At 63.5% G+C, this 25750-nt stretch carries 24 protein-coding genes and 1 tRNA gene; 12 read left to right on the forward strand and 13 right to left on the reverse strand.

Translation table 11 applies throughout. The features are described 5' to 3' along the window. Positions 1-114 precede the first annotated feature (114 nt). The 6 genes from DIE29_RS09370 (at position 115) to DIE29_RS09395 (ending at position 5722) form a co-directional block, all read left to right on the forward strand. Entirely contained in the window at positions 115-495 is a 381-nt protein-coding gene (locus DIE29_RS09370; RefSeq protein ID WP_114649740.1) for an Mth938-like domain-containing protein, read from the forward strand. Between the two features lie 80 nt (positions 496-575). Beyond that, positions 576-1049: a peroxiredoxin gene (locus tag DIE29_RS09375; RefSeq protein ID WP_102041360.1), complete on the forward strand. Its 474-nt coding sequence runs from the start codon at positions 576-578 to the stop codon at positions 1047-1049. Positions 1050-1089: 40 nt separating this feature from the next. Further along, on the forward strand, positions 1090-2508 hold the full coding sequence (locus DIE29_RS09380) for a PhoH family protein (protein WP_102041359.1): 1419 nt from the start codon (positions 1090-1092) through the stop codon (positions 2506-2508). A 77-nt stretch (positions 2509-2585) separates the two neighbouring features. Next, entirely contained in the window at positions 2586-4475 is a 1890-nt protein-coding gene (locus tag DIE29_RS09385; protein ID WP_114650301.1) for a DUF294 nucleotidyltransferase-like domain-containing protein, read from the forward strand. Further along, positions 4472-5116 carry a 3'-5' exonuclease gene (locus tag DIE29_RS09390; RefSeq protein ID WP_114649741.1) on the forward strand — a complete coding sequence of 215 codons (645 nt, stop codon included), beginning with the start codon at positions 4472-4474 and terminating at the stop codon, positions 5114-5116. The genes DIE29_RS09385 and DIE29_RS09390 overlap by 4 nt, the downstream gene beginning before the upstream one ends. A gap of 69 nt (positions 5117-5185) precedes the next feature. Beyond that, positions 5186-5722: a C40 family peptidase gene (locus tag DIE29_RS09395; RefSeq protein WP_114649742.1), complete on the forward strand. Its 537-nt coding sequence runs from the start codon at positions 5186-5188 to the stop codon at positions 5720-5722. A 47-nt stretch (positions 5723-5769) separates the two neighbouring features. On the opposite strand, the gene DIE29_RS09400 is transcribed toward DIE29_RS09395, so the two are convergent. Next, the gene (locus DIE29_RS09400) at positions 5770-6111 is read right to left on the reverse strand and encodes a DUF2325 domain-containing protein (RefSeq protein ID WP_114649743.1); all 342 of its coding nucleotides are present in this window, start codon (positions 6109-6111) and stop codon (positions 5770-5772) included. A gap of 123 nt (positions 6112-6234) precedes the next feature. On the opposite strand from DIE29_RS09400, the gene DIE29_RS09405 reads away from it, so the two are divergent. Then, positions 6235-7254, forward strand: coding sequence for a Fe(3+) ABC transporter substrate-binding protein (locus DIE29_RS09405; RefSeq protein WP_114649744.1), 1020 nt, complete (start codon positions 6235-6237; stop codon positions 7252-7254). 151 nt (positions 7255-7405) lie between these two features. Further along, positions 7406-8647 (forward strand): threonine ammonia-lyase, encoded by a 1242-nt coding sequence (gene ilvA, locus DIE29_RS09410; RefSeq protein ID WP_114650302.1) that lies wholly within the window; start codon positions 7406-7408, stop codon positions 8645-8647. A gap of 81 nt (positions 8648-8728) precedes the next feature. Here the strand turns inward: ilvA and DIE29_RS09415 are convergent. From DIE29_RS09415 to DIE29_RS09430, 4 genes are all read right to left on the reverse strand, one after another. Further along, positions 8729-8805, reverse strand: a tRNA-Pro gene (locus DIE29_RS09415). Between the two features lie 30 nt (positions 8806-8835). Next, a complete protein-coding gene (gene ispB / locus DIE29_RS09420; RefSeq protein ID WP_102043139.1) occupies positions 8836-9804 on the reverse strand; it encodes an octaprenyl diphosphate synthase in 969 nt (322 codons plus the stop codon). A gap of 113 nt (positions 9805-9917) precedes the next feature. After that, the gene (gene ugpQ, locus DIE29_RS09425; protein ID WP_205409720.1) at positions 9918-10655 is read right to left on the reverse strand and encodes a glycerophosphodiester phosphodiesterase; all 738 of its coding nucleotides are present in this window, start codon (positions 10653-10655) and stop codon (positions 9918-9920) included. 13 nt (positions 10656-10668) lie between these two features. After that, a complete protein-coding gene (locus DIE29_RS09430; RefSeq protein ID WP_102041345.1) occupies positions 10669-11913 on the reverse strand; it encodes an extracellular solute-binding protein in 1245 nt (414 codons plus the stop codon). A gap of 145 nt (positions 11914-12058) precedes the next feature. On the opposite strand from DIE29_RS09430, the gene DIE29_RS09435 reads away from it, so the two are divergent. Then, a complete protein-coding gene (locus tag DIE29_RS09435) occupies positions 12059-12445 on the forward strand; it encodes a hypothetical protein (protein ID WP_114649746.1) in 387 nt (128 codons plus the stop codon). A 60-nt stretch (positions 12446-12505) separates the two neighbouring features. Here DIE29_RS09435 and DIE29_RS09440 read toward each other — a convergent pair whose 3' ends face one another. After that, on the reverse strand, positions 12506-13543 hold the full coding sequence (locus DIE29_RS09440) for an aldo/keto reductase (protein ID WP_102041343.1): 1038 nt from the start codon (positions 13541-13543) through the stop codon (positions 12506-12508). 92 nt (positions 13544-13635) lie between these two features. On the opposite strand from DIE29_RS09440, the gene rlmM reads away from it, so the two are divergent. The 3 genes from rlmM (at position 13636) to DIE29_RS14835 (ending at position 18907) form a co-directional block, all read left to right on the forward strand. Next, positions 13636-14727, forward strand: a complete 1092-nt coding sequence (gene rlmM, locus DIE29_RS09445; protein ID WP_114649747.1) for a 23S rRNA (cytidine(2498)-2'-O)-methyltransferase RlmM — start codon at positions 13636-13638, stop codon at positions 14725-14727. Positions 14728-14846: 119 nt separating this feature from the next. Then, positions 14847-16292: a DEAD/DEAH box helicase gene (locus DIE29_RS09450; RefSeq protein WP_114650303.1), complete on the forward strand. Its 1446-nt coding sequence runs from the start codon at positions 14847-14849 to the stop codon at positions 16290-16292. Positions 16293-16393: 101 nt separating this feature from the next. Continuing rightward, positions 16394-18907, forward strand: coding sequence for a putative bifunctional diguanylate cyclase/phosphodiesterase (locus DIE29_RS14835; RefSeq protein WP_237269435.1), 2514 nt, complete (start codon positions 16394-16396; stop codon positions 18905-18907). Positions 18908-18971: 64 nt separating this feature from the next. On the opposite strand, the gene DIE29_RS09475 is transcribed toward DIE29_RS14835, so the two are convergent. The 7 genes from DIE29_RS09475 to glcE form a co-directional block, all read right to left on the reverse strand. After that, positions 18972-19346: a hypothetical protein gene (locus tag DIE29_RS09475; RefSeq protein ID WP_237269436.1), complete on the reverse strand. Its 375-nt coding sequence runs from the start codon at positions 19344-19346 to the stop codon at positions 18972-18974. Between the two features lie 79 nt (positions 19347-19425). Next, entirely contained in the window at positions 19426-20805 is a 1380-nt protein-coding gene (locus DIE29_RS09480) for an NAD(P)(+) transhydrogenase (Re/Si-specific) subunit beta (protein WP_114649748.1), read from the reverse strand. A 1-nt stretch (position 20806) separates the two neighbouring features. Further along, complete coding sequence (locus DIE29_RS09485; RefSeq protein WP_102041339.1) at positions 20807-21109, reverse strand: NAD(P) transhydrogenase subunit alpha part 2; 303 nt, start codon at positions 21107-21109, stop codon at positions 20807-20809. A 15-nt stretch (positions 21110-21124) separates the two neighbouring features. Further along, entirely contained in the window at positions 21125-22249 is a 1125-nt protein-coding gene (locus tag DIE29_RS09490; protein ID WP_108079854.1) for an NAD(P) transhydrogenase subunit alpha, read from the reverse strand. Positions 22250-22432: 183 nt separating this feature from the next. Beyond that, the gene (locus DIE29_RS09495; RefSeq protein ID WP_114649749.1) at positions 22433-23194 is read right to left on the reverse strand and encodes a PP2C family protein-serine/threonine phosphatase; all 762 of its coding nucleotides are present in this window, start codon (positions 23192-23194) and stop codon (positions 22433-22435) included. Between the two features lie 145 nt (positions 23195-23339). Continuing rightward, the gene (gene glcF / locus DIE29_RS09500) at positions 23340-24584 is read right to left on the reverse strand and encodes a glycolate oxidase subunit GlcF (protein ID WP_114649750.1); all 1245 of its coding nucleotides are present in this window, start codon (positions 24582-24584) and stop codon (positions 23340-23342) included. Positions 24585-24586: 2 nt separating this feature from the next. Continuing rightward, positions 24587-25669: a glycolate oxidase subunit GlcE gene (gene glcE, locus DIE29_RS09505; RefSeq protein ID WP_114649751.1), complete on the reverse strand. Its 1083-nt coding sequence runs from the start codon at positions 25667-25669 to the stop codon at positions 24587-24589. Positions 25670-25750 lie beyond the last annotated feature (81 nt).

The following is a 25750-nucleotide window of genomic DNA, read 5'->3' on the forward strand; positions in this document are numbered from 1 at the left end:
GCAATATTAGCCCCCCTGCCGCAGCGCGGCAATTTGCTCACCGCGGTGCGCGCGTACAGAGGTATCCTGTTCGGCCACCCCGGTTAGCCTTGTGCCACCACGGAAACGCCCGCCATGAAGCTTTATGCCGATCAACCTGCCAATCTCAACATCGTCACCGGCTACGGCCAGGACTACGTGCTGATCAACACGCAACGCCACGAGGGCAACCTGCTGATTACGCCGGACGAGGTCTTTGCCAACTGGGCGCCTGGCGGCTTTGCCGGCCTTACCGCCGACGATTTCGTTGCAGTGCGCAATCTCCAAGCGCAGGTGGCCATCATCGGCACTGGCGTGCGCCAGCGCTTCCCGGCGCCTGCCCTATTACGTCCGCTGATCGAAGCCGGCATTGGCTTCGAGGTGATGGATCTGCCCGCCGCCTGTCGCACCTATAACATCCTTGCCAACGAAGGCCGTAAAGTGGTGGCCGCCTTGCTGTTCGAGGCCGCCAACTGAATTTGGCCGCCGACGCGGCGATTGTCAGTATCCGCTCTCCTCGGCTACGCTGCGTCCGTTTCCCCCTGTTTGGAGGTCTCATGACGCCACCCGAGCTACCCGAGCTTACGACGCTACCCGAGCTTACCCTGCCAGCCACCGGCGGCGGTCCGATTGCGCTGGGCGCACTCAAAGGCAGTAAGGTCGTGATCTATTTCTACCCCAAGGACAACACTCCGGGCTGTACCAACGAATCGCGCGACTTTGGCGCGCTTTATGCCGAGTTCGTCGCTGCCGGGTGCAAGGTGTTCGGCGCCAGCCGCGACAGTCTGAAGTCGCACGAGAACTTCAAAGCCAAGCTGGAACTGCCCTTTGAATTGCTGTCAGATACCGACGAGACGCTGTGCGCCGCCTTTGGCGTAATCAAGATGAAAAACATGTACGGCAAACAGGTTCGGGGTATCGAACGCTCGACCTTCGTGTTCGCCGCCGATGGCAGCCTGGCGCGCGCCTGGCGCGGTGTCAAGGTGCCCGGCCACGCCGCCGAAGTGCTCGAATTCGTCCGCAGCCTGTAAGCCGGCAATCTTCCCTCCCGATCATCCCGCGAGCCGCCCGATGAGCAAACGCGCCCCCCGCAGCAAAAAAAGCCAGCCGATGACCAAGCTGTTCGTGCTCGACACCAACGTGCTGATGCATGACCCCACCAGCCTGTTCCGCTTCGAGGAGCACGACATCTATGTGCCGATCATGACCCTCGAAGAGCTGGACGCCAACAAAAAGGGCATGAGCGAGGTCGCCCGTAACGCCCGTCAGGCCAGTCGCACCATGGACGAGATCGTCACCTCGTCACTGGCGGACATGCATCAGGGTATTCCGCTTACTCAACCGTCCAATGGCCTGGCGACCGGCAAGCTTTTCCTGCAAACCGAAGCGATCCGCATGGCGCTGCCGGAGGCGCTGCCCACCGCCAAGAGCGACAACCAGATCCTTGCCGTGGTGATGCATCTGGTCGAGCGCTATCCCGGCCGTCCGGTCATCCTGGTGTCCAAAGACATCAACATGCGCATCAAGGCGCGGGCGCTCGGGCTGGCGGCACAGGACTACTTCAACGACAAGGTACTGGAAGATACCGATCTGCTCTACGCCGGCACCCGCGAGCTACCAGCCGACTTTTGGGAAACCCATGCGAAAGGCATGGAATCGGGCAAGGAAGAAGGCCATACCTGGTACCGCGTCACCGGTCCGCTGGCCGCCGAGCTGCTGCGCAACGAGTTCGTCTATCAGGATGGCGAGCCCGCACTGGAAGCCTGGGTGACTGAAAAGAGCGGCCGCACCGCAGTGCTTCGCACCATCACCGATTACCGTCACCAAAAAAACAACGTCTGGGGCATCACCGCACGCAACCGGGAGCAAAACTTTGCGCTCAACCTGCTAATGAATCCGGACATCGACTTCGTCACTCTGCTCGGCCAGGCCGGCACCGGCAAAACCTTGCTGACGCTGGCCGCCGGCCTCACTCAGGTGCTCGAATCCAAGCGCTACTCGGAGATCATCATGACCCGGGTCACCGTGCCGGTGGGCGAAGACATCGGCTTTCTGCCCGGCACCGAGGAAGAAAAAATGGCCCCGTGGATGGGCGCGCTGGAAGACAACCTGGATGTCCTCAACGGCACCACCGGCGAGGGCGGCGAATGGGGGCGCGCGGCCACGCGAGACCTGATCCGCAGCCGCATCAAGATCAAAAGTCTCAACTTCATGCGCGGACGCACCTTCATCAACAAATTTCTGATCATCGACGAGGCCCAGAACCTCACCCCGAAGCAGATGAAAACCCTGATCACCCGCGCAGGCCCGGGCACCAAGGTGGTCTGCCTGGGCAACATCGCGCAGATCGACACCCCCTACCTTACCGAAGGCAGTTCCGGTCTGACCTTTGTGGTGGACCGTTTCAAGGGCTGGGCGCATTCGGGTCATGTCACTTTGCAGCGCGGCGAACGCTCGCGGCTGGCAGACTACGCCGCCGAGGTCTTGTGAGCGTTTCAGGGCCGAGAGGCTTGCCGGCCGAGCGTATCGGCTTCCTGGACGATCCCTTGAAGCAGCGCCCAAACCCCATGCTCACGACCGCCCCCGAACTGCTCGCCCGCGCCGGTTCGGATTTTCTCAAGCACTTTGCGCCCTTCGACCGCATAGAGGCCGAAGCGCTGGCATTTGTCGCCCAACGCGCCGCACTCGGCTTTCACGCCCGCGGTCGCACCCTACTCAACCCGGACATGGGGCAGCCGCGTCATCTTTACATCATCCGGCACGGCACCGTTCAAGTCTTGCAGCACGTGGCCGGAGAGTTGAGCCATCTTACCCTGGGGCCAGGGGCCTGCTTTCCGCTCGACGCCTTGCTCGCTCAAAGCCCCGCAGCCCACACCTACATCGCGCAGGAAGACAGCTTCATCTACCAACTCAGTGCCGATGACTTTGGCCAGTTATTGCGCATCAGCCCGGTCTTCCATCTGTTCTGCACCCGGCATATCGCCAAACTGCTCGGGCAGGCCCGCCAGCAACTTCAAGATGCCTTTGCCCAGCGCGCCGCCGAACAGCAAACCATGACCACGCCTGTGGGCGAGCTGCTCAAGCGCACGCCAGCGTGGGTGAGCCCGGACACCACCACGCAGGCCGCCCTGGACCAGATGGCCAAGCTTGGCATCGACTGCATCGCGGTGTGTCACGCAGACCTTCAGCCGGTGGGCATGCTCACTTATGGCGAACTGCTGTCCCGCAGGGAGCCGGCCGCCTTCGACCTTGCCCAGCCGGTGGCCCAGATCATGCGCCCTGCGCCGTGCACGCTACCGGCCAGTGCCTTGGCTTACGACGCAGCACTGGAAATGGCCCGCCAAGGCGTGCGCCATCTGCTGGTCACCGACACGGCAGGGCGGCTGGCTGGCGTGCTCTCCGAACACGATCTATTCGAGCTGCAGCGCATCGGCTTACGCCAAGTGCGTGCCGGCATCGAGCACGCCACCGATATCGAAACCCTACAGCAGGCCGCCCTCGAGATCCGCCAACTTGCCCTGAGCTTGATCGCGCAAGGCATCGGCGCCGAACAGCTCACCCGTTTCATCTCGGCGCTCAACGACGCGCTGACCCAGCGCATCATCACGCTCGCCCTGACGCGCCACGACCTTGCCGGCCTCGACTTCGCGTGGCTGGCCTTCGGCTCGGAAGGTCGCCACGAGCAGACTCTGTCTACCGATCAAGACAACGGATTGATCTTCGTCCGCCCCGAGTCGGACGACAAAGACACGTCGAAGCTTCGCCTGCTGGCTTTTGCCCGGGATGTCAACCAAGACCTCGCGGCCTGCGGCTTTCCGCTGTGCAAGGGCAATGTCATGGCCAGTAACCCGGAACTTTGCCTGACGCCGCAACAGTGGCGTCACCGTTTTGGCAGCTGGATCAGCGAACCCGACCCTCAGGCCTTACTCAACGCCTCGATTTTCTTTGACTTCCGGGTGCTCTACGGTAACGCCAGCCTAGGTGACCACTTGCGCGCCTGGCTCAACAAAACCGCCAAAAACAATGCCGCCTTTCGTCGCATGATGGCAATCAACGCGCTGCAAGTTGCCCCGCCACTCGGTCGCCTGAGAGATTTCGTGGTCGACGACGACGGCACCCTGGATCTCAAAAAAACCGGCGCGCGCCTTTTCGTGGACGCCGCACGTATTTTCGCCCTTCACACCGGCGTCGAAGCCAGCGGCACAGCACAGCGCCTGCGCCAATCGGCAGAAAAAATGGGCATACCGCAAACGGAAGTCGCCGCCATCGTAGATGGCTTTCACTTCATCCAGTCGTTGCGCCTACGCGCACAAAATCTCAACACCGAGCATGACGCGCCAGGCGACAACACGCTGCGCCCGGATACGCTCAATGATCTGGACCGCGGCATTCTCAAAGAAGCCTTCCGTCAGGCCCGCAAGCTGCAGTCGCGCCTGCGCCTGGACTACCAGTTATGAACTGGCTGGATCGCCTACGCAGCCCGCGCAGCGAAGCATCCACATCTGCGCCTGCCATCCGCGATACGCTGCTGCGCTGGCAGGCCCTACCGCCGCCCGATCTGGATCGGCCGCACTTCGACGCCCGCTATGTGGTCATCAACACCGCAGCCACCGGCTTGGATCTCGAGCGCGACCGCGTGCTGGCAATCGGCGCGATCATCATCGACGCAGGGATGATCGACCCCCGCCAGTCGATATACGTGCCTGTGGATGAAAATCCAGCCGACACCCTCGTCGAAGTTTTGCACTTCTGTGGCAAGCTGCCGCGGGTGGTATTCAATGCCGGCTTCAACCGTATGGCGCTAGAGCGCTTGTGGGCGCAGTGGCTGAAAATCGAGCCCGAAGCCTTGTGGCTGGATCTCTTTTGGCTGCTGCCGGCGGTATTCCGCCCTGAGTTGGACGGTCCCACCCGGCTGGCGCAATGGATGACGATCTTCGGGATCGACACCTTCCAGCGTCACCACGCCCTGGGTGACGCCTGGGCCATAGCCCAGCTATTCATTGCCTTGCAGGGACATGCCACCCGCCTGGGTGCTGCCACCGCACGCGCGCTGGCAGAACTGGAACGCACACGTCGGCAGTTCACCACGCCGGCTTAGGTCGTCGGCTCACACATCCGCGCACGCTGCCGATTTACAGCCGCAGCGTCGATGCGTATAGTCCGCCCGATGCGTTTACGTCCCATCCTCTCCGTCCTCGTTTTCGTCGCTGCCGGCCTCGCCGCGATCGGAGCGCGCGCCGACGATGCGCTATCCTCGTCCAACGCCGCCGAGCTTGCCCCCGGCTACACCGAAGCGGCGCAGGAGCTGGTCAACCAGGCAATGAGCTACCTGGGCATCCGCTACCGCTTTGGCGGCAAATCGCCGGAAACCGGCCTGGACTGCAGCGGCTTGGTGCAGACCGTGTTCCGCAATGCACTGGGACTAGACCTGCCACGCACCGCACGCGAAATGGCCGGCCTGGGCAGCCGGGTGACCCGCGGCGAACTACAACCGGGCGACTTGGTGTTTTTCAACACCATGCGCCGCACTTTCTCGCACGTCGGCATCTACCTGGGCAACGGCCGCTTCTTGCATGCCCCGGCGCGCGGCGGATCGGTACGGGTGGACGACATCGGCGCTGCCTACTGGGCCAAACGCTTTAACGGCGCGCGTCGCCTGGTCAATGAAGACCACCTGCCTTCGACCCTGCCCGATATGCGTTGACCGGCGGCCAGCGGGCTGTGTGCCCGCCCGTTGCCAACCCTAGCCGCTCAACGCTTCTTGCGCTTGCAACCGTCCCCCGCAGCGCAGCGCCCGCACTCGTCTTCGCTCAAACGCCGCCCCAGTGCCTGCTGCAAAGCGCACACCGAACGTCGACAACAGACAAACATCACCCCCTCACGGCTGGCTGCTTCGCGAAAGCGCTGCATCACGTTGTGACCCAGAAAATCGGTAAATAAGATCACCACTTGAATGCCCGCCGGCAAGGGCGCACTACGACGCTGGTGTGTGGTGTCGCGCCCGCTCACATGCGCAGCAATACGGATACCGAATTGCTGCAGCACATCGGGAATGTTGCCAAGGCGGTCAGCGCCAACGATCAGTGCATTCATCTCGCTCTCCTTGTTGCGAATGATTCGCAGTAACGATAAACATAATGCGACCCATTTGCAACTGCGAATTGATCTCGTTACTATTGCTCTGTCCATTCACGCAACCAGGAAGGTCGTTCCACCATGATCAAAAAGGCAGTGTTTGTCTCCCTTCTCGCCGCGCTGGGTTTGAACGCCGGCGGCGCACTCGCCCAGCCGGAGTTGAACATTTACTCCGCCCGTCACTACCAGACCGACGAAGCGCTCTACGGCAATTTCACCAAGCAGACCGGCATCAAGATCAACCGTATCGAAGCCAAGGAAGATGAGCTGATCGAGCGGCTGCGCAATGAGGGCGCCAACAGTCCGGCCGACATCCTGATTACGGTAGATGCCTCGCGCCTGGCCAAAGCCGATGAAATGGGCTTGTTCGCCCCGGTCAAGTCCGCGGTGCTCGAAGCGCGCATTCCCGCCCATCTGCGCACCGATACCTGGATCGCCTTCTCCACCCGTGCGCGGGTGATCGTGTTCAACAAGGACCTGGTCAAGGCCGAGCAAGTGCAAAACTACGAAGACCTGGCCAACCCGGCACTCAAAGGCAAGGTCTGCACCCGCTCGGGCAGCCACCCTTATAACCTCTCGCTGGGCGCTGCGCTGATCCAGCACCTTGGCGCTGAAAAAACTGAAGAATGGGCGCGCAATCTGGTGGCCAACTTTGCACGCCCGCCCCGCGGCGGCGACACCGACCAGATCCGTGCAGTGGCCGCGGGCGAATGCGGCGTGGCCATTGCCAATAGCTATTACTACGCCCGCCTGATGAACTCCACCCGCCCCGAAGACCAGAAAGTGGTCGAAGCTGCGACCCTGGTGTGGCCAAACCAGAAAACCACCGGCACCCACATCAATGTCTCCGGTGCAGGCATTCTGAAGCATGCGCCGAACAAAGAAGCTGCGCTCAAATTCCTAGAGTACTTGGCCTCCGATGACGCTCAGCGTTATTTTGCCGACGGCAACAATGAATGGCCGGCGGTCGCCTCGGTCAAGGTCAACAACCCGGCGCTCGACAAACTGGGCGAATTCAAGGTCGACACCCTGCCGATGAGCAAACTGGCCGGCTCGGTTGCCGAGGCTCAGCGTATTTTTGACCGCGCCGGCTATCGCTAAAACCGTCGCCCGCAAAACTGCCAACAAGGCCGCCTACGGGCGGCTTTGTTTTTTCACTATCCTTGCGCTGGCAATGCGGGCCGCCCCCAATTTGCGCGACTCCGCTCCGCTGTCAGCATCCGGACAGCCCTGTATGATCGAGGACGACTGCATGCTTCAGATTCCGCTCGACCTGCCCGCCTTGCATCAGGCGCGCTCGCGCATCGCCGACGCGGTGATCCACACTGCGCAATGGCAGAACGACCCCTTATCGGAAGAGCTTGGCGTGGCATTGCAGCTCAAACTGGAGAATCTGCAGCGCACCGGCTCGTTCAAACTACGTGGTGCCACCCACAAAATCGACCGTCTGCTGAGCCAACATCGCCCCTCAGGGGTCATTGCCGCCTCGGCCGGCAACCACGCTCAAGGCGTGGCGCGCGCCGCGGCACTGGCCGGTCTGCGCGCAGTCGTGGTGATGCCGGTCAACGCACCGATCACCAAGGTGCAAGCCTGCCGCAAGCTGGGCGCCGACGTGCGCCTTGTGGGTGAGAACCTTGAGCAAGCTGCCGACCAGGCTCGGCGTATTGCTGCCGATGAAGGACTCACCTTTCTTCATCCGTATGACGATTGGGACGTAATCGCCGGCCAAGCCAGTTGCGGCTTGGAGATGTTCGAGGACGCGCCGGAGATGACACTGGCCATCGTGCCCTTGGGCGGCGGCGGGTTGATTTCGGGCATCGCGCTGGCGCTCAAGCTACAGAACCCGGCGATCCGCATCGTCGGCGTGCAGACTGAAGCGGTCCCGCCCTACCGTCGTTTCCTGGTCGACGGTTCGCTCGAAGAAGTGCCGCCCGGCGCGCACACCATCGCCGACGGCATCAAGGTCAAGCGACCCGGCGAACTTACCCGACGAGTGATCGCGCGGTATGTGGATGAAATCGTCACTGTGGACGACAACGCCATTGCGGAAGCGATCGTCACCCTGCTCGAACGCACCCGCACCATTGGCGAAGGTGCGGGCGTGGTTGGCCTGGCCGCGCTGATGCAGAAGAAAATCTCGCTACGGGACAAAGACCTCGCTGTGTGCGTGATCTCCGGCGGCAATGTGGACATGACCCTGGTGGGCCGCTCGATCGATTACGGCCTAGCCTCCAGCGGCCGGCTGATGAGCGTAGCGGTCACCATCAGCGACGCCCCCGGCCAATTGCTGCGGCTGATCCGCAACGTTGCCGAACTAGGGATGAACATTCGCCATGTCGAGCATCGCCGCGGCGAACTGCATGTCCCGGTGGGCATGACCGAAGTGATCCTGCAAATGGAAACCCGGGATTTCGCGCACCAGCGCGAACTGCTCACCCATCTTGCCGGCGAAGGGCTCACCGTGCGCAACCTGCTCGGCATCGAACGCGGCTGACAGCATAGCGGCCTGCCCGCTGCGATGGATACGATACGTAGACGAAAAAACCGCCGGTAACGGCGGTTTTTCATGATTCTGTGGTCGGGGAAAGAGGATTCGAACCTCCGGCCCCTGCGTCCCGAACGCAGTGCTCTACCAGGCTGAGCTATTCCCCGAAAGCACACTACACAAGGCCGACTGATTGATCAGTGATCTCGCGTAACTGCAAAGTCCGATAATTGTAGCAGTGCATCCTTGAAAATGGAAGAGGGCAATGCGTCCAGTGCATCGACGGCCCGCTGCGCTTCGGCGCGTGCATGGCGGCGGCTTGCTTCCAGCGCGCCGGTGGCCTGGATGGCGGCCAGCACCGCTTCGAAATCATCCCGCCCGCCGGTCTCGATCGCTTTGCGCACCAAGGCAGCCTGTTCCGCACTACCCTGCTGCATGACGTGAATCAATGGCAACGTTGGCTTACCTTCGGCCAGATCGTCGCCAAGATGCTTGCCGGTGGCGGCTTCGTCGGACGAGTAGTCGAGCACGTCGTCGATGATCTGGAAGGCTGTACCCAGATGCATCCCAAAGGCCGCCAAACGCTCTTCCAGGTCAGGCGCAGCGCCGCCAAGGATACCGCCCAGGCGGGTGGCCGCCTCGAACAGCTTGGCGGTCTTGTAACGGATCACGCGCAGGTAGCCCTCGATGCCGACATCCGCGTCATGGCAGTTGAGCAGCTGCAAGACCTCGCCTTCGGCGATGATGTTGGTGGCATCGGCCAACACCTGCATCACACGCATGCTGCCCACGCCCACCATCATCTGAAAGGCGCGCGAGTACAGAAAATCGCCCACCAATACCGAGGCGGCATTGCCGAACATGGCATTGGCGGTCTTGTTGCCGCGGCGAAGTTCGGACTCATCGACCACGTCATCGTGCAGCAGCGTGGCAGTGTGGATGAATTCCACCACCGCAGCCAATTCATGATGATGCGTGCCGCGATACCCCATGGCGCCAGCGGTCAAAAGCAGCAGCGCCGGACGCAAACGTTTGCCACCGCTATGGATGATGTATTCCGCCACCTGGCGGACCAGCACCACGTCGGAATGCAGACGCTGGCGGATGACCGCATCGACCGCCTGCATGTCGGCGGCGATCGGCGCGAAAAGCTGCTGGATGGACAAGGCAGAGGCGCTCACGCGAAAAAGCGCGATGGTAGGAGGCGCGCTGGCGCGGCGTCAACACAAAGAGGCGCGCACAGTAACCTCTGAGCGCGAATCGATCCGCCGACAAACGCTCAGGCGCCGATCAGGTCGGGACGATCGGTGATCACGCAATCGACGCCCCATCTGAACAGCGCCACAGCGCGTGCTGGATCATTGACCGTGTAGCACGCCAACCACAGGCCGGCAGCACGCACCGCCGCCACCGTGTCGGCATCCAGCGCAGCATGATCCATGTGCAACGCGACCACCCCGAGCGCGCGGCAACGAATCTGCCAATCTGCGGGGAGATGTTCGACCAGTAGCGCGCGAGGCAACTGCGGTGCCTCGCGCGCGGCAGCCTGCAAGGCGGTCTCGGAGAAGGACGACAACAGCGCCGGCGGGGTGAAATGGTGCGCCTCGGCCAGCACCGCGCGGGCCACGCTGCAACCGGTGTCCGCCTCGAAACCGGCCGCCGGCTTGATTTCCAGATTCACCGCCAAGCCAAGTTCGATGCAGCGCGTCATGACCTGCTGAAGACAAGGCAGCGGCTCGCCGGCGAAACGCTCGCCAAACCAGCCTCCCGCATCCAAGCTGCGCAGCGCCGCCCAAGGCGTATCGGCCACCCGTCCGCGCCCGTTGGTGGTGCGCGTCAGCGTTTCATCATGAATCAAGACCGGCACACCGTCGGCGGCAAGCATGACATCGAACTCAACCCCGCGACAGCCGCAGCGCGCCGCGACCGCCAACCCCGCCAAGGTATTTTCCGGAGCCAACGTACCGCCGCAGCGGTGCGCCAGCACGCGCGGCCACGGCCACGAGGTTGCGCTCATCACTGCTTCGCTCTCAACGAACCGGCAATGCACTCAGACGCGCGACCGCGGTATCCAGCGCCTCTTTGGCGGGTTTGACATCGGCCCACACATAGTCGAGCTCTTCGTCGAGGATGCGGCGCACGCCTTCGCGGCCAACCAGCACAGAGGCTGAGGATTCCTGTGTTGCGGGTTTGTTGTTGATTTGGCTGAGCGCAACCTTCAGATTGTCGGTATCGATACCGGCAAGCTCACTCGTGCTGGCCGGCATGCCCGCCGCGTTGAGCGGCAAAAACCCGGCATCGCGCTGCCAGGCAAGCTGGTTTTCAGGCTTCAGCCAAAAGTCGATGAAGCGGGCAATTGCCCGATATTCGGCAGGTTTTTTGCCCGCAGCCACCCACAATGAAGCGCCGTCGGCCAAGGTATTCTGGGGCGCGCCGGGAAAGTCGTCGTAAAACGGCAGACGCAACACGCCCACGTCCAGCCCGGTCTGCCGCCGAAACGCAGCCCAACTGGCCGACGGGGCAGCGATCACCGCGCATTCGCCGGAAGCGAAACGCCGTTCGGCCTCCCAACCACGCCCAAACAGGTGCAAATAGCGCGCGCGATACCAACTGGCCATCATGGCCACATGTTTGATCTGCACCATCCCATTGAACGCCGGAGCATCGGTGCGACCATGACGCGCGATGATCGGCACGTTGTGCCAGGCGCTGAGGTTTTCCACCATGACACGGGCGGGTTCGGACACGGTATAAGGGCACGCATGGCCGCTGTCGAACAACTGACCGAGCGCATTTTGCAGATCTTGCCAGGTGTTGAGCGGCGCAGCAGGATCCAGGCCAGCGCGACGGAACGCTTCACGATTGACGAAAAGCACCGGCGTGGTCAGCCCAACCGGTAATGCCAGCAGCCGCCCCTGACCGTCGAGCGGCTTACGGGTCATTGCCAACGGCGGACGAACGCTTTTGAGCGGCACCCCGGCCGAGCGCATCAGCTCGTGGAGCGGACGGTAACGGGGTTTGCCGGTCAGAAAGCGATCCTCGTCCTCGCCTTCGAGCACCAACAAGTGCGGCACAGCCCCCTGCTGCCAATCGCGCCGGGTCAATACAATCTGGTAATCCTTACTGCTGGCGTTGAAGCGATCGACCAGAGCCTGTAAGGCTTCGGTTCGCGCCAGATCGAAGCGGTGAGCCAGCTCGATTTCCTGCACCGCGGGAGCTGAACCGACGCGCGCGGCCAGCGGCTGGGCAAACGCATCGTAGGCGGGTAAATGCATCCACAACAGGACACAAACCTGTGCGACACGAACCAAAGGGCCGGAAAAGAACCTCATAACCATGGTCACCTGCAAAGTGATTCAAGATTTAGTCTGCGCTGACGATATTTTTCGGTGTAGGCCTTAAAACAGGCTGTAAAAATTTATGTTGACCGTCGCCCGCCGCCTTTTCCCCTTGCTGTTTTTGCCCATGCTGCTCGGCTGTGAGCGTCTGGCCGACCTGCTCGAACTGCCCGACCCGCAAAAAGAGGCCATGATTGCCGAAGCCGAAGGGCGCGCCATCGGCGGTGCCTGCCGACAGACCGGCCGCTCGCTGGAAGACTGCTACGCGCTCAACCCCAAAGCGCCCAAGGCCGCTGTGTTTGCCGGCTGGCGGGAAATGAACGACTACATGATGGAGCACAATCTGCCGGAGGTGCCATCGCAGATCGTTCGCTTGCCCACGCCGTCCGCACAGGGCGCCGAAGGTTCCAGCGCCCCTACTTTGGTTCCCGGCGCACCATTCACACCTATCAAGCCTTCCACGCATTGACTGCGCACGCAGGCACAGGCCGCAGGAAAGACATGCGCGTACATCGCAGCCGTCTTTTCCTTAAGGCGCGGGGTTGGCGCAACGCAGATGTATGTCGTCGATCTGCGCCAACAACTCGCTGTCGGGGCGATACGCCCAGGCAGCCAGATTTTCTTCCAGTTGCGCCATGCTGGTGGCGCCAATGATGGTGCTGGTCACACAACCGCGGTGATACACAAAAGACAGCGCCAGCCGCGTCAAGCTGATGCCACGGCTGCGTGCCAGCGCCGCATAGGCTTGCACCGCCGGCTCGACGCCCGGCTTGGCATAGCGCTGGCCGAAGTTTTCAAATTCATTCAGCCGGCCGGCGGCAGCGGGATTTTCCAAGTACTTACCGGTAAGGTGGCCAAAAGCCAGCGGGGAGTAGGCCAACAGACTGACACGCTCACGGTGGCAAACCTCTGCCAAGCCGTACTCGAACACTCGGTTGAGCAAATTGTAGGCATTTTGGATCGACACCACCCGCGGCAGGCCATGCTCTTCGGCCAAACGCACAAACTGCATCACCCCCCACGGGTGTTCATTGGACAGCCCGATGTAGCGGATTTTCCCTTCGGCCACCAATTCAGCCAGCGCCTCCAGTTGGGCGCGGATCGGTGTGCACGGGCGCTCTTTGGCCGGATCGTACTGCCACTGACCGAACATCGGTTGATTGCGCTCAGGCCAATGTAGCTGATACAGATCGATGTAATCGGTCTTCAAGCGGCGCAGACTGCCTTCGACCGCTGCGCGGATATTGTCACGATCCAGCGCCACCGGTCCGCCGCGAATCCAGTCCAGACTGCGAGCCGGTCCGGCGACCTTGGTTGCCAACACGATACGCTCGCGCGCCTGGCGCGCCAGCCAATTGCCGACGATGGTTTCGGTGGCGCCGTAGGTTTCGGCGCGTGGCGGCACCGCATACATTTCCGCGGTGTCGATGAAGTTGATTCCGTGCTCCAGCGCGTAATCGAGCTGGCTGTGCGCTTGCGCCGCATCGTTTTGCTGCCCGAAAGTCATCGTTCCGAGGCAAACCGCCGACACCTTCGGCCCGCCCTCACCCAGCACTCTGTATTCCATTGCATTCTCCTTTGCGCTTACGGCCACGCAGCTTATCATCCGCGCCTTCGCTTCGATGATACCCAGCGCACCGCGCGCCCGCCCAGAACCTTATGTCATCCGCCCTGCCTGCCGGCCTGTTGGTTTCCGGATTGCTGGCATATTGCCGCACCGGTTTTGAAAAAGAGCTGGCCGCCGAACTCGACGAACTGGCTGCCAGCGCCGGTCTGATTGGCCATGTGCGCGCCAAGCCCGGCACCGGCTTTGCGGTTTATCAGAGCTTGGAGGCGCTGCCCGCCACCGCCTTCGAGGACCTTGCCGACTGGCGACGTCCGGTTTTTGCCCGCCAACTGCTATTGTGGTTCGCACATATCACCGATCTCCCCGAACGCGATCGCGCCAGTCCGCTGCGCGACGCGGTCAAGGCGAGCCGCCAACGCTTTGGCGCGCTGGTACTGGAGACCCCGGATACCGACGAAGCCAAACAGCGCTCTGGCTTCTGCCGCCGTTTCACCGCTCCCTTGAGCCGCACGCTGGAGCAGGCCGGTGCGCTGCGTCCCGACCAAACCGATTTGCCGGTGCTACATGTGATGTTCGAGTCTGCCACCACCGCCTGGTTGGCCGCGGCCATGCCACAGGACAGCTCGCCCTGGCCGATGGGTATTCCGCGCCTGCGCATGCCCGGCGGGGCCCCCAGCCGTTCCACGCTGAAGCTCTCGGAAGCGTTCATCACCCTGCTCAGCGAAGACGAGCGTCAAACCAGCCTGCGTGCCGGTTTGCGCGCAGTGGACCTGGGCGCTTCGCCCGGCGGCTGGACCTGGCAGCTCGCCAGCCGCGGCCTGCATGTCACTGCGGTGGACAACGGTCCATTGAGCGCCTCGGTCATGGCCACCGGTATGGTCGAGCATCTGCGCGCCGACGGTTTTACCTGGCGACCGCCGCGCGCGGTGGAGTGGATGGTCTGTGACATGGTCGAACAACCCTCACGAATCGCCGCGCTGGTGGCCGACTGGATCGCCACCGGGCGCTGCCGGCGCAGCATTTTCAACCTCAAGCTACCGATGAAACGCCGCCTAGATGCGGTGGCGCAATGTCGCGCGCTGATCCACAAACGGCTGGCCAGCGTCGGCCCCTATGATCTGCGCATCAAACATCTGTATCACGACCGCGAAGAAGTCACCGCCTATTTGGCGCTGCGCAGGTAATCCGCCGACGGCGGTTCGGCCAAAGACGGCCTGAAAACGGTCACGATTCTCGCTGGGTGTATAATCTTGCGCTTTCCAACGCTTCCGACCATGTGGATACGGAACACAAAAAGGCGCCCATGAGCTTCGCCGAACTCGGCCTCATACCCGAACTGCAAAAAGCCGTCGCCGACGCCGGTTACACTGAACCCACCCCGATCCAGCGTCAGGCCATTCCCATCGTCATAGCCGGCCATGATGTCATGGCAGGCGCACAAACTGGCACCGGTAAAACTGCTGGTTTCACGCTGCCGCTGCTGCACCGCTTGGCGCGCCATGCCAACACCAGCACCTCGCCAGCGCGTCATCCCACCCGCGCGTTGATTCTTGCACCGACGCGCGAGCTGGCCATGCAGGTTTTCGAATCGGTCAAAACCTACGCCAAATATTTGCCGCTGCGCGCCGCCTGCATCTACGGCGGGGTCGACATGAACGCACAAATCCAGGAGTTACGTCGCGGCATCGAGATCGTCATCGCCACCCCTGGACGCCTGCTCGACCATGTGCAGCAAAAAACCATTCAACTGTCCCAGGTAGAGATGCTGGTGCTGGACGAAGCCGACCGCATGCTGGACATGGGCTTCATCCCCGACATCCGCCGCATCCTCGGCCTGCTGCCGGCCGCTCGCCAGAGCCTGCTGTTCTCGGCCACCTTCTCCGACGAGATCAAGAAACTGGCCGACCAGATGCTGAAGAACCCGCAGCTCATCGAGGTCGCCCGCCGCAACATGGTGTCCGAGACCATCACTCATGTGGTGCATCCAGTCTCGGCCGGCATGAAGCGTAACCTGCTCGCCCACCTTTTGCGCCATCAGCCCGACACCCAGGCGCTGGTCTTCGTCGACACCAAAATCGTGTGCGGTCGCCTCGCCCATTTTCTGACACGCCACGGAATCTCCGCAGACGCTCTGCATGGCGACAAAAGCCAGCAACAGCGCACCGAGACCCTTGAAGCCTTCAAGGCCGGCCGGTTGCGCGTGCTGGTGGCCACCGACGTGGCCGCGCGCGGCATCGACATCGATGAACTGCCTTATGTGATCAACTTTGAACTGCCTCATACCGCCGAGGATTATGTGCATCGCATCGGCCGCACCGGCCGAGCCGGGCACAAGGGCTATGCGGTGTCACTGGTGTGCGCCGAAGAAAAACACTGGCTCGCCGACATTCAAAAGCTGATCAAGCTGGACATTCCACAGCAAGTCGTGCCCGGTTTCGAGCCCGAACCGGAGTTCTTTGAGGCTGGCAACAAAGCCGGCCGCCCGCGCCGCGGCAGCGATCAAGCCCAGACAAGCCGCGGCCGTGCATCGCGCGCGGCACAGCCGGGCGCATCTGGCACCCCATCCGGCGGCGCGCGGGCGCTTGCCTCGACGATCGCACCAGACGGCTTCGATTTCAGCAAACCCTACCAACCCCGCGATACGGTAACGGCTACTAAGACGCCCGACACCCGGCCGCAGGCCGATCAAGCCCCGGCGCGCGGCAAGCGCCCGGTTGCCTTCCTGCTCGGCGGGCTGGGACGGAAATAACCGCTTCGACCCTATCTTTTCTTGCCAATCGACACGGCGGCTTCAAGTATCGTGGACCTCAGCCGTTAAAGACGTCCGACGACCTGGAAATGTCCGCTTCGATGAATGCAGCCCGTCGCCCCGGGGGCGATCAAAATCCCAGTGAGCCCTTTGTGCCGGATTTTTCGGAAGGCGCGGAAACCGGTTTGTATCTGGCCCTGCTCGAATTGCTCGACGAGGGCCTGATCATCACCGGCGACGAGGTCATTCTCGAAGTCAATAGCGCCGCCTGCCGCCTGCTCGGGCGCGACTACCGCCAGCTTGCCGGTCAACCGTTGGCCGACATCTTTCCCTCCGAGCGCGCCTTCCTCGCTGCGCGCGCGCGCTTATTCATCCAAGGCGAAATGCGCGGCAGCCTGCAGGTCGCCACCCCCGCTGGCACCCGCGAACTCAAATTCATTGCCGCAGCCCGTATCCGCCCCGGCATTCACGCACTGATCCTCAGCCCCGACCTGGCGGCCGCAGCCGTTGCCGACCCCACCAACGAAGGCAGTGGTAAGGATACCTTGTGGCCACGGCTGGCCGCGGCCTTGGAACAACCTGTGCTGGTCATCGATGAGCGCTGCGGCGTTGCCGCTGCCAACGCTGCAGCGCTGCGCAGCCTGGGTATCGAGCGCAGCGCCCTGGTCGGCCGCCAGCTCGAAGACTGTGTAGCAGTCAACTGGCCGGCTGCCGGCGCGCCGCCGCTGGCGACATTGCAACCACCCACAGGTCCGGCGCTCAGCGCGCGGGTGCTACCCGGCCCAAAACCCGGCTGGCATCTCTTGATCCTGCCGCCGGTAGCCGCCATCGCCCCACAGCCCGCCACCAGCTCCGTGCGCACCGGCCACCCTCCCACCCAGTCCGCTGTGCAGCCCACAACCGGCGATACCGTCCGGCCCGAAGCGATATCGCTCGATACCGGTCTCGGCATGGCGCTGGATGTGCTCGACGCCGCCCGCCAGCCGATTCTGGTCAGCGATGCCCGCTATCGCATCCTGGCCATCAACAAAACTTTTGCCGAATCCACCGGCTACAGCGCAGACGGGCTTCTGGGCAAGGATATGTGGAGACTGCTGGCCGAGCAGCCGGACCCACACCTTGGCCAATCGTTACGGCGCGCGCTGGCGCTCACCGGCCGCTGGACAGGCGAACTCCCCATCCGCCTCAATAACGGTGACACCCATTTTGCATTGGTGAGCATAACCGCCGTCGGCAATCCGCACGGCGCCGTACAGTACTACGTTGGCGTGCTGGCCGCGCAGTCGACCCGTAGTCGGACCGCGTTGCGCGCAGACTATGTCGCAACCCACGACATGCTGACCGGACTGGCCAACAGAACGCTATTCGAACGCCGCTTTGGCGAAGCCGCCGAGCGCGCCCGCCACACCCACCGCAGCGTGGGGCTGTTGCGGATCGATGTGGATCACTTCAAGGCGGTCAACCGCGAGTTTGGCGACCACATCGGCGATGACATCCTGCGGCAGATCGCCTGCCGGCTGCAGGGGGCCGTGCCCGACGGCGCCACCGTGGCACGCGAACGCAGTGACACATTTCTAGCGCTGCTGCCCGACCTCACCCTGGACAGCGACTGCGGACGATACGCCGAGGCCATCCTGGCGGCTCTGTGCCGTCCGTTCGAGGCCGGCAATCGCCAACTCAAACTGAGCGCAAGTATTGGCATCGCGGTATTCCCCGAGCACGGCGGCGAGCTGGCCGAACTGGCCCGGCATGCCGACGCCGCGCTCGCCCACGTCCGCCAACTGGGCGGCAACAACTATCAGTACTACGCCGACACGATGCATGGTGTGCGCATCGAGCACAGTGCTTTGGGGCCTCAGCTGCGTCATGCGGCCGAGCGCCAACAGTTGGAGATCCATTTTCAGCCCTTGGTCGACGGTCGCCATGGCAGTGTGCGCGGTGGCGAAGCCCTGCTGCGCTGGCGGCATCCCGACCTGGGACTAATTCCGTTTCAACGCTTTTCCCGCTCGGCTCGCGACTACGGCCTCATCGCCGAGCTGGGCACCTGGGTGCTGACCACCGCCTGCCGACAGGCCGCGCGTTGGCCGGCCGTAGCAGGGCAGCCGCCCTTACTGACGATCAATATCGCCATCGAGCAAATCATGCAGGGTGAACTGGTCGAGCAAGTGGTCAACGCGCTGCAGGTGTCGGGGCTCGCGGCAGATCGGTTGGAACTGGACCTGGATGAAGTCATTCTGCAGGAAGAACACCGCCGCATCGTCGACACGCTGGATAAACTCGCTGCATTGGGTGTGAGGCTGGCCGTCGACGACTTCGGTCGCGGGCTGTGTGCGATCCCGCGGCTCAAACGCTATCCGCTGCGCGCCCTCAAGCTCTACCCCGCACTGGTGCGCGATGTCGGGGTGCGCGAAGAAGCCGAGGCGGTGGTCGAGGCCATGGCCAGCATGGCCGGCGTACTGGGGCTGGAAGTATTTGCCCGCGGGGTCGAAGGCCAGGCGCAACAAGCCTTCTTATGTGCGCTGGGCTGCAGTCTTCAGCAAGGTCCGCTTTTCGGCCGACCGCTGAGCGCGGACGAATTCCTCAGCTTTCTGGCCGCTCGCACCACAGCCCGTTAGAACCGGCACCCCGGTCAACCCGCTTTGCCGTCTCCGCCCCACCCTTGCCGCACCCGATCAGGATTCAGTAATCGAGCAAGCTTCGACAGTCTTCCTGCCGACCGGAAAGCGCCGAAAAACGCCGCAAGCGTTCCCGCACAAAGTCATCCGGCACCCGCCGGTTGGCGCAGTACTCCCGCAATTGCATGGCCTTGGCCACCAACTCCAGGCGCAAAGCGGTATCGGCCCAAGCGGCGAAAGGGTATGCAGCAGTGTCCCGCCAGGCGCGATCATCGGCTGTGGCGGCTTGCCCGGTGGCATCCGCCCCAGCGCCATTGCCGGCCGCCGCAGGTGCGCCAACCGGCTGCGCGTGCGCCGCAACGGCCAGCAGCAAACCAAACAGTCCGGCAAGCGTTCGACACGGAATCATCACGGTAAGCCAACGGCACCAAGCAGCCATGTCTCTTTTACGGCCCAGCGCCCGCCCGACTTGAACGACGACGCGCGCCATCTGAGACGACGGTGCGCGCCGACAGGCATCAGACTTCCAACGCCTTCACGTGAGTAATCACCTCGGCAATTGCCTGCTGCGCATGGCCGTAAAGCATGCGACAGTTGTCCTTATAGAACAGCGCGTTCTCAATACCCGAATACCCCGCGCCCTGGCCACGTTTGACCACGATGACGTTTTGCGCCATGTCCACGTTGAGAATCGGCATGCCGTAGATCGGACTGGATTTGTCGGTGCGCGCCACCGGATTGACCACGTCGTTGGCACCGATGACCAGTGCCACATCGGCCTGGGCAAAATCGGCGTTGATGTCCTCCAGATCGAAGATCTTGTCATAGGGCACACCTGCTTCGGCCAACAACACATTCATGTGTCCCGGCATGCGCCCGGCCACCGGATGGATGGCAAAAACCACCTCCACCCCGCCTTCTTCGAGCAACTGCGCCATCTCCCATACCTTGTGTTGGGCGCCGGCCACCGCCATGCCATAACCCGGCACGATGATGACTTTATTGGCGTAACGCATGAGGGCGGCGGCATCGAGCGCGGACAGTTCCTTCATCGTGCCTTCGATCGTCTGCCCTGCTGCGCTGCCGGTCTCACCGGTAAGTGGCGCAAACAGAATATTGGCAATCGGCCGGTTCATCGCCTTGGCCATCAACTGGGTGAGCAGCGTCCCCGAGGCGCCGACCACGATCCCGGCCACGATCAGCGCCGGATTGCCCAACACATAACCTTCGAAACCAACCGCCAGACCGGTAAAGGCGTTCAACAGCGAAATCACCACCGGCATATCGGCCCCGCCGATCGGGCTGGTCAGAATGACGCCAAGCGCCAAGGCGAGCACAAAGAACAACACGATCAACACCCCGGAAGGGGTATCGGCGGCGATGATCGCCAGTCCCAACAGCGCGGTGACCGCAGCCAGGACGATGTTGACCTTGTTTTGCTGCGGCAGCCGCAACGCCTTTTTCATGATCCCTTGCAGTTTGGCAAAGGCCACGCAGGAGCCGGAAAACGCCACCGAACCGATCAGCGCACCCAGCACCGCGAGCGTGGCTGATACGGCGCCGTGCACCTCGCCACGGGCGAACTCCAGCGCGGCAATCGCCGCCGCCGCACCGCCACCCATGCCGTTGTAGATGGCGACCATCTGCGGCATGTCGGTCATCTTGACCGCCTTGCCCGACCACCAGGCCAGCGCCCCGCCGAGCACGATGGCCAGGATCATCAGACCGTAGTTCTGCATGCCCGGCATTTGCAGCGTGACCAGGGTGGCCGCCACCATCGCCCAACCAGACCAGACGATGCCGCGTCGCGCGGTCACCGGCGAGCTCATCGCCTTGAGGCCGAGGATGAACACCACGGCGACGACGAAGTACGAGAATTGGATGAATCCGTTCAACATGTCAGGCCCCGTCCTTCTTGTTGCCACCCTTGTTGAACATTGCCAGCATACGCTCGGTGACCACGTAGCCGCCGGCCGCATTGGCCGCCCCCAGGAATACCGCGACGAAGCCGATCGCCAGTTGCAGCGGGCTGTCCGGATCGGCCTGCCCGAGCACCACCATCGCCCCGACCAGCACCACGCCGTGCACGAAGTTGGAACCGCTCATCAGCGGCGTGTGCAGAATCACCGGCACGCGCGAGATCACCTCGTAACCGGTGAACGCGGCCAGCACGAAAATATACAAAGCGGTCATACCGTCCATCTGTGCCTCCCCCGGTCAAAGTCCCAGCGCCTGCTTCACACCGGCATGGCGCAACGCACCCGCATGGGTGAGACAGCAGCCGGCCATCACCTCGTCCTCCCAGTCCAACGCCAGAGTGCCTTCCTTGATGAAGGGCGAGATGAAATTGAACAGGTTTTTGGCATACATCTCGGAGGCATGCACCGGCATGCGGCTGGCGATATGCGTGGGTCCAATCACCAGCACGTCATCGATCCACACCTTCTCGCCGGGCACCGTGCCTTCGACGTTGCCGCCGCTCTCGGCCGCCATATCCACCACCACCGCACCCGGCTTCATGCGGCGCAGCATGTCGGCCGTCACGATCAAGGGAGCGCGCTTGCCGGGGATGGCCGCGGTGGTGATCAGCGCGTCGCATTGGCTCACCGCCTTGGCCAGACGTTCGCTTTGCAGGGCTTTTTCTTCCGCGGTCAGCTCGCGCGCGTAACCGCCGGCGCCCGCCGCCGAGACCCCGGTATCGACGAATTTGGCGCCCAGCGATTCGACCTGCTCGCGGGTTTCGGGGCGCACATCGTAGGCTTCCACCATCGCGCCGATGCGCCGTGCGGTGGCAATCGCCTGCAGCCCCGCCACCCCGGCGCCGATCACCAGCACCTTGGCCGGACGGATGGTGCCGGCGGCATAGGTCAACATCGGGAAAAACTTGGGGCTGTGGTCGGCGGCGATCAGCGCGCACTCATAACCGGCCACCGCAGCCTGACTGGACAGCGCATCCATCGATTGAGAGCGGGTGATGCGCGGCAGCAGCTCCAGCGCGAAGGCGGTGATCTGCTTGTCCATCAGCAGCTTCGTGCGCTCTGCATCGCTCCATGGCTGCAGCATGCCGAGCAGCACGCTGCCCGGCTTCATTGCGCCAAGCCGGTCGAAAGCCGGCGGTTGCACGCATAGCAACACGTCGGCTGCGGCGAAAAGTGCCTGGGCGTCGGGGACGAATTCGACCCCGGCAAAGGCTTCGTCCCGAAAATGCGCCGGCTGGCCGGCACCGGCCTGCATCAGCACCTGCGCGCCAAGGCCCTGGTATTTTTTGACCACCTCCGGCACGACCGACAAGCGCCGTTCGCCGGGGACGGTTTCCGCAGGCACTCCGATAATCAGAGGCATGTAGCGTTCCTCCCTGTCGATGGGTGTGAAAGGATGTGCGCCGTCCCTGCCCGTTTTTGTGCTGTCTCCCTCATGCGCACCCAAGGGGGTACGCGCGGCGCTCATCGGATGTTACCGATATGGATGCCAGGCGCAAGCGCTCATCGGTGCCGATGTGCCGCCCGGTCGGCTTCGGGCGGCCTGCTAAGACCGACGCGGCGGCGCCTCGACCAACCTGACGATCGCCACGGTGATGTTGTCCCCGTAGCCGTCAGCCCGTTCGCGCGCTTGCGAGATGAGTTGCTGGGCGGCTTCCCGCGGCGGCAGCTTGGCGACCGCGCTGCCCAACTCTTGGTCCGAAAAATACGCCCACAGACCATCCGAGCACAGCAAGAAGCTGTCGCCGGCCAAAAGCGGCGTCTGACAGCCGTGATCGATTCTGGGTTCGCGCTCGCTACCCAAGCAGGACAGCAGCACATTGCGCTGCGGATGCTCGAGCGCCGACGCTTCATCGATTCTGCCGCTACGCAACAGTTCGCCCACCAGCGAATGATCCTGGGTGCGGAACACCAGTCGATCGCCGCGAAAGTGATAGAGCCGCGAATCGCCGCAATGCGCCCAATCGGCGCGACCGGGCTGCAGCATGAGCACCACTGCGGTGCTGTGCGGGTCTTGTTCGCTGGTAAAGCGGGTGAGCTTGATCACCAGATGCGCCTCGTTGATGACGCTGGCCAGCAGGTGCTCGGGCGACTCCGAGCGCGGCGCATAGGCTTCGAAGTTCTGCTTGGCCTTGAGCACCACCTGCTCGGCGGCCATGGCGCCGCCGGTGTGCCCTCCCATGCCGTCGGCCAACACCGCCAGCATGGTTGCAGGCAATTGCGGATGGGCGAAAAGCGCCACGCGGTCCTGCTGCTCCTTACGGTCTCCGGTGTGACGGGCCACGCAGGTTTCGATGGTGAGCGGCATGGGTCAAAGCGCTATGAAGAAAGTCGCAGATCATAGCAACCGCGCCGCTTGCGCGGCGCCTCTGCATCGACATGACCAGGCAGCGCCGGGAGTCGATTCGTGAAAAATGTCACACTCGCGCTGGCAGGGTGCACCGCTGCACGGGTCAGAGCGCCGCGCCGGTCAGCCGTGCGTCGATCAGCTCGATCCAGTGCCGCACCGGCAGCTCGGTGCCGCCTTGCAGGTGCGAGATGCAGCCGATATTGGCCGAAGCGATCAAGGCTGGGCCGCCTTCGCACAAGGCAGCGAGTTTGTTGTCGCGCAAACGGGTCGACAGTGTCGGCTGCAACAGCGAGTAGGTACCGGCCGAACCACAGCACAGATGGGCGTCGCGCACCGGTGTCAGTTCGAAGCCCGCGGCCGCCAGCAAGTCTTCGACCACGCCGCGGACCCTCAGCCCGTGTTGCAGGGTACACGGCGCATGCCAGGCCACCTTGACCGCCTCGTTGCGCCGCCCCTCGAGCAACTCACCCAAGCGGTCGGCTTGAGCGGCCACCACCGCGCTCACATCGACGGTGAGTTCGCTAATGCGCCGCGCACGATCGGCATAGACCGGGTCGCCCTGCAGCATATGGCCATAGTCCTTGACCTGCACCCCGCAGCCCGAGGCGGTCATGACGATGGCTTCGATCTGGCCGCGTTCGACCAGCGGCCACCAGGCATCGATGTTGCGGCGCGCGTCACTCCGTCCACCCTCCTGGTCATTCAGATGGAAGCGCACCGCACCGCAGCAGCCGGCGCCGGCCTGTTCGACCAGCGAGATGCCCAGGGTGTCGAGCACGCGCGCCGTGGCGGCGTTGATCGACGGCGCCATCGCCGGTTGCGCGCAACCGGCCAGCGCCAGCATGCGGCGCGCATGACGCGGCTGCGGCCAGGGGCCGGCCGGGCGTGCCACCGGCACCTTGGCGCGCAGGGTTTCAGGCAACAGGGCGCGCACCATGCGGCCGGCCTGCATTGCCAAGCCAAAGAGCTTGGGGCGGGGAACGAACTCGCGCAACGCCCAGCGCACGGCACGATCGGCGCCACGGCGCGGCACCCGTTCTTCGACCACATGGCGGCCGATATCGGCCAGGCGGCTGTAGTGCACACCCGACGGACAGGTGGATTCGCACGCACGGCAGGTCAAGCAGCGGTCCAGATGCAGGCGGGTTTTCTCGGTGACCGGCTGACCTTCGAGCACCTGTTTGATCAGGTAGATGCGCCCGCGCGGACCGTCGAGTTCGTCGCCGAGCAGTTGATAAGTCGGACAGGTCGCGGTGCAGAAGCCGCAATGCACGCATTTGCGCAAAATTGCGTCGGCCTCGCGTCCCTGCGGGGTGTCGCGGATGAAGTCGGCAAGCTGGGTCTGCATGGTCAGAATTCCGGGTAGAGGCGGCCGGGGTTGAAGATGCCGGCCGGATCGAAGGCGTGCTTGAGACGGCGGTGAATGGTCATAAGCGGCGCGGGCAGCGGATGAAAGACCGCGCCGGTGTGATCGCCGCGAAACAACGTGGCATGACCGCCCAGTTGCACCGCGCGCTCACGGATACGCTCGGCCGCTTCCCCGGTACGCAGCCAGCGCTGCGCACCGCCCCATTCGATGAACTGCTCGCCAGCCAACTTGAGCGGCGCTGCGGCGCTGGGCATGGACAGGCGCCACAACGCGCCGCCGGCCACATCGGCCCCAAACCATGGCAGCGTCTGCTCGCGCACCCCAATCCAGAATGCAGCGGCCTCGTCTTCGCCCACACGCTCGCCACCCAAGGCGGCGCAAGCGGTCTTGACCGCGGCTTCGGCGCCTGACAGGCGCAAGGTCAGCACACCATCTGCCCAAGCGGAAGCCGAGATCGGCAACGGCTGGCCGCCCCAGGTGTTGAGCCGATCGATGGCCTCGATCTCGCTCATTTCAAAGCGCAGCGAGGCTTCGGCCACAGGGCGCGGCAGCACCTTGAGCGAGACTTCGACCAGCACGCCCAGGGTGCCCAGACTGCCGGCCATCAGCCGCGACACGTCATAGCCGGCGACATTTTTCATCACTTGGCCGCCAAAACGCAGCAGCTCACCGCGCCCATCGATCAGCCGCACACCGAGCACAAAGTCACGCAGCGCGCCGACCGCGGCGCGGCGCGGCCCGGACAGGCCAGCACAGACCGCGCCGCCCACGGTCGCGCCGCTGCCGAAATGCGGCGGCTCGAAAGCGAGCATCTGCCCGCGGCCGGCCAACTCCGCCTCGAGTTCGGCCAGCGGTGTACCGGCACGCACGGTGACCACCAGTTCGGTGGGTTCGTAGCTGACGATGCCGCGGTAGGCGGTGGTATCGAAGCGCTCGCCGCGCGGGCTGCGCCCGTAGAAGTCCTTGGTGCCGCCACCGCGCAGCTGTAGCGCGGTGCCGTCGGCCGCCGCGGCGCGGATGCGCTCGGACCACTCGGTCAGGATGCTGTCGAGACTGTCGCTCATTTCTCTGATGCCTTCTTTCGGATGTTCGATCTGTGCCGCTGCCCCTCCCGCGCAGGGCGAGCCAGGCGCCCACCAGCGAGA

Origin of the sequence: Pseudothauera hydrothermalis (assembly GCF_003345255.1) — a bacterium.
Lineage (GTDB): Bacteria > Pseudomonadota > Gammaproteobacteria > Burkholderiales > Rhodocyclaceae > Pseudothauera > Pseudothauera hydrothermalis.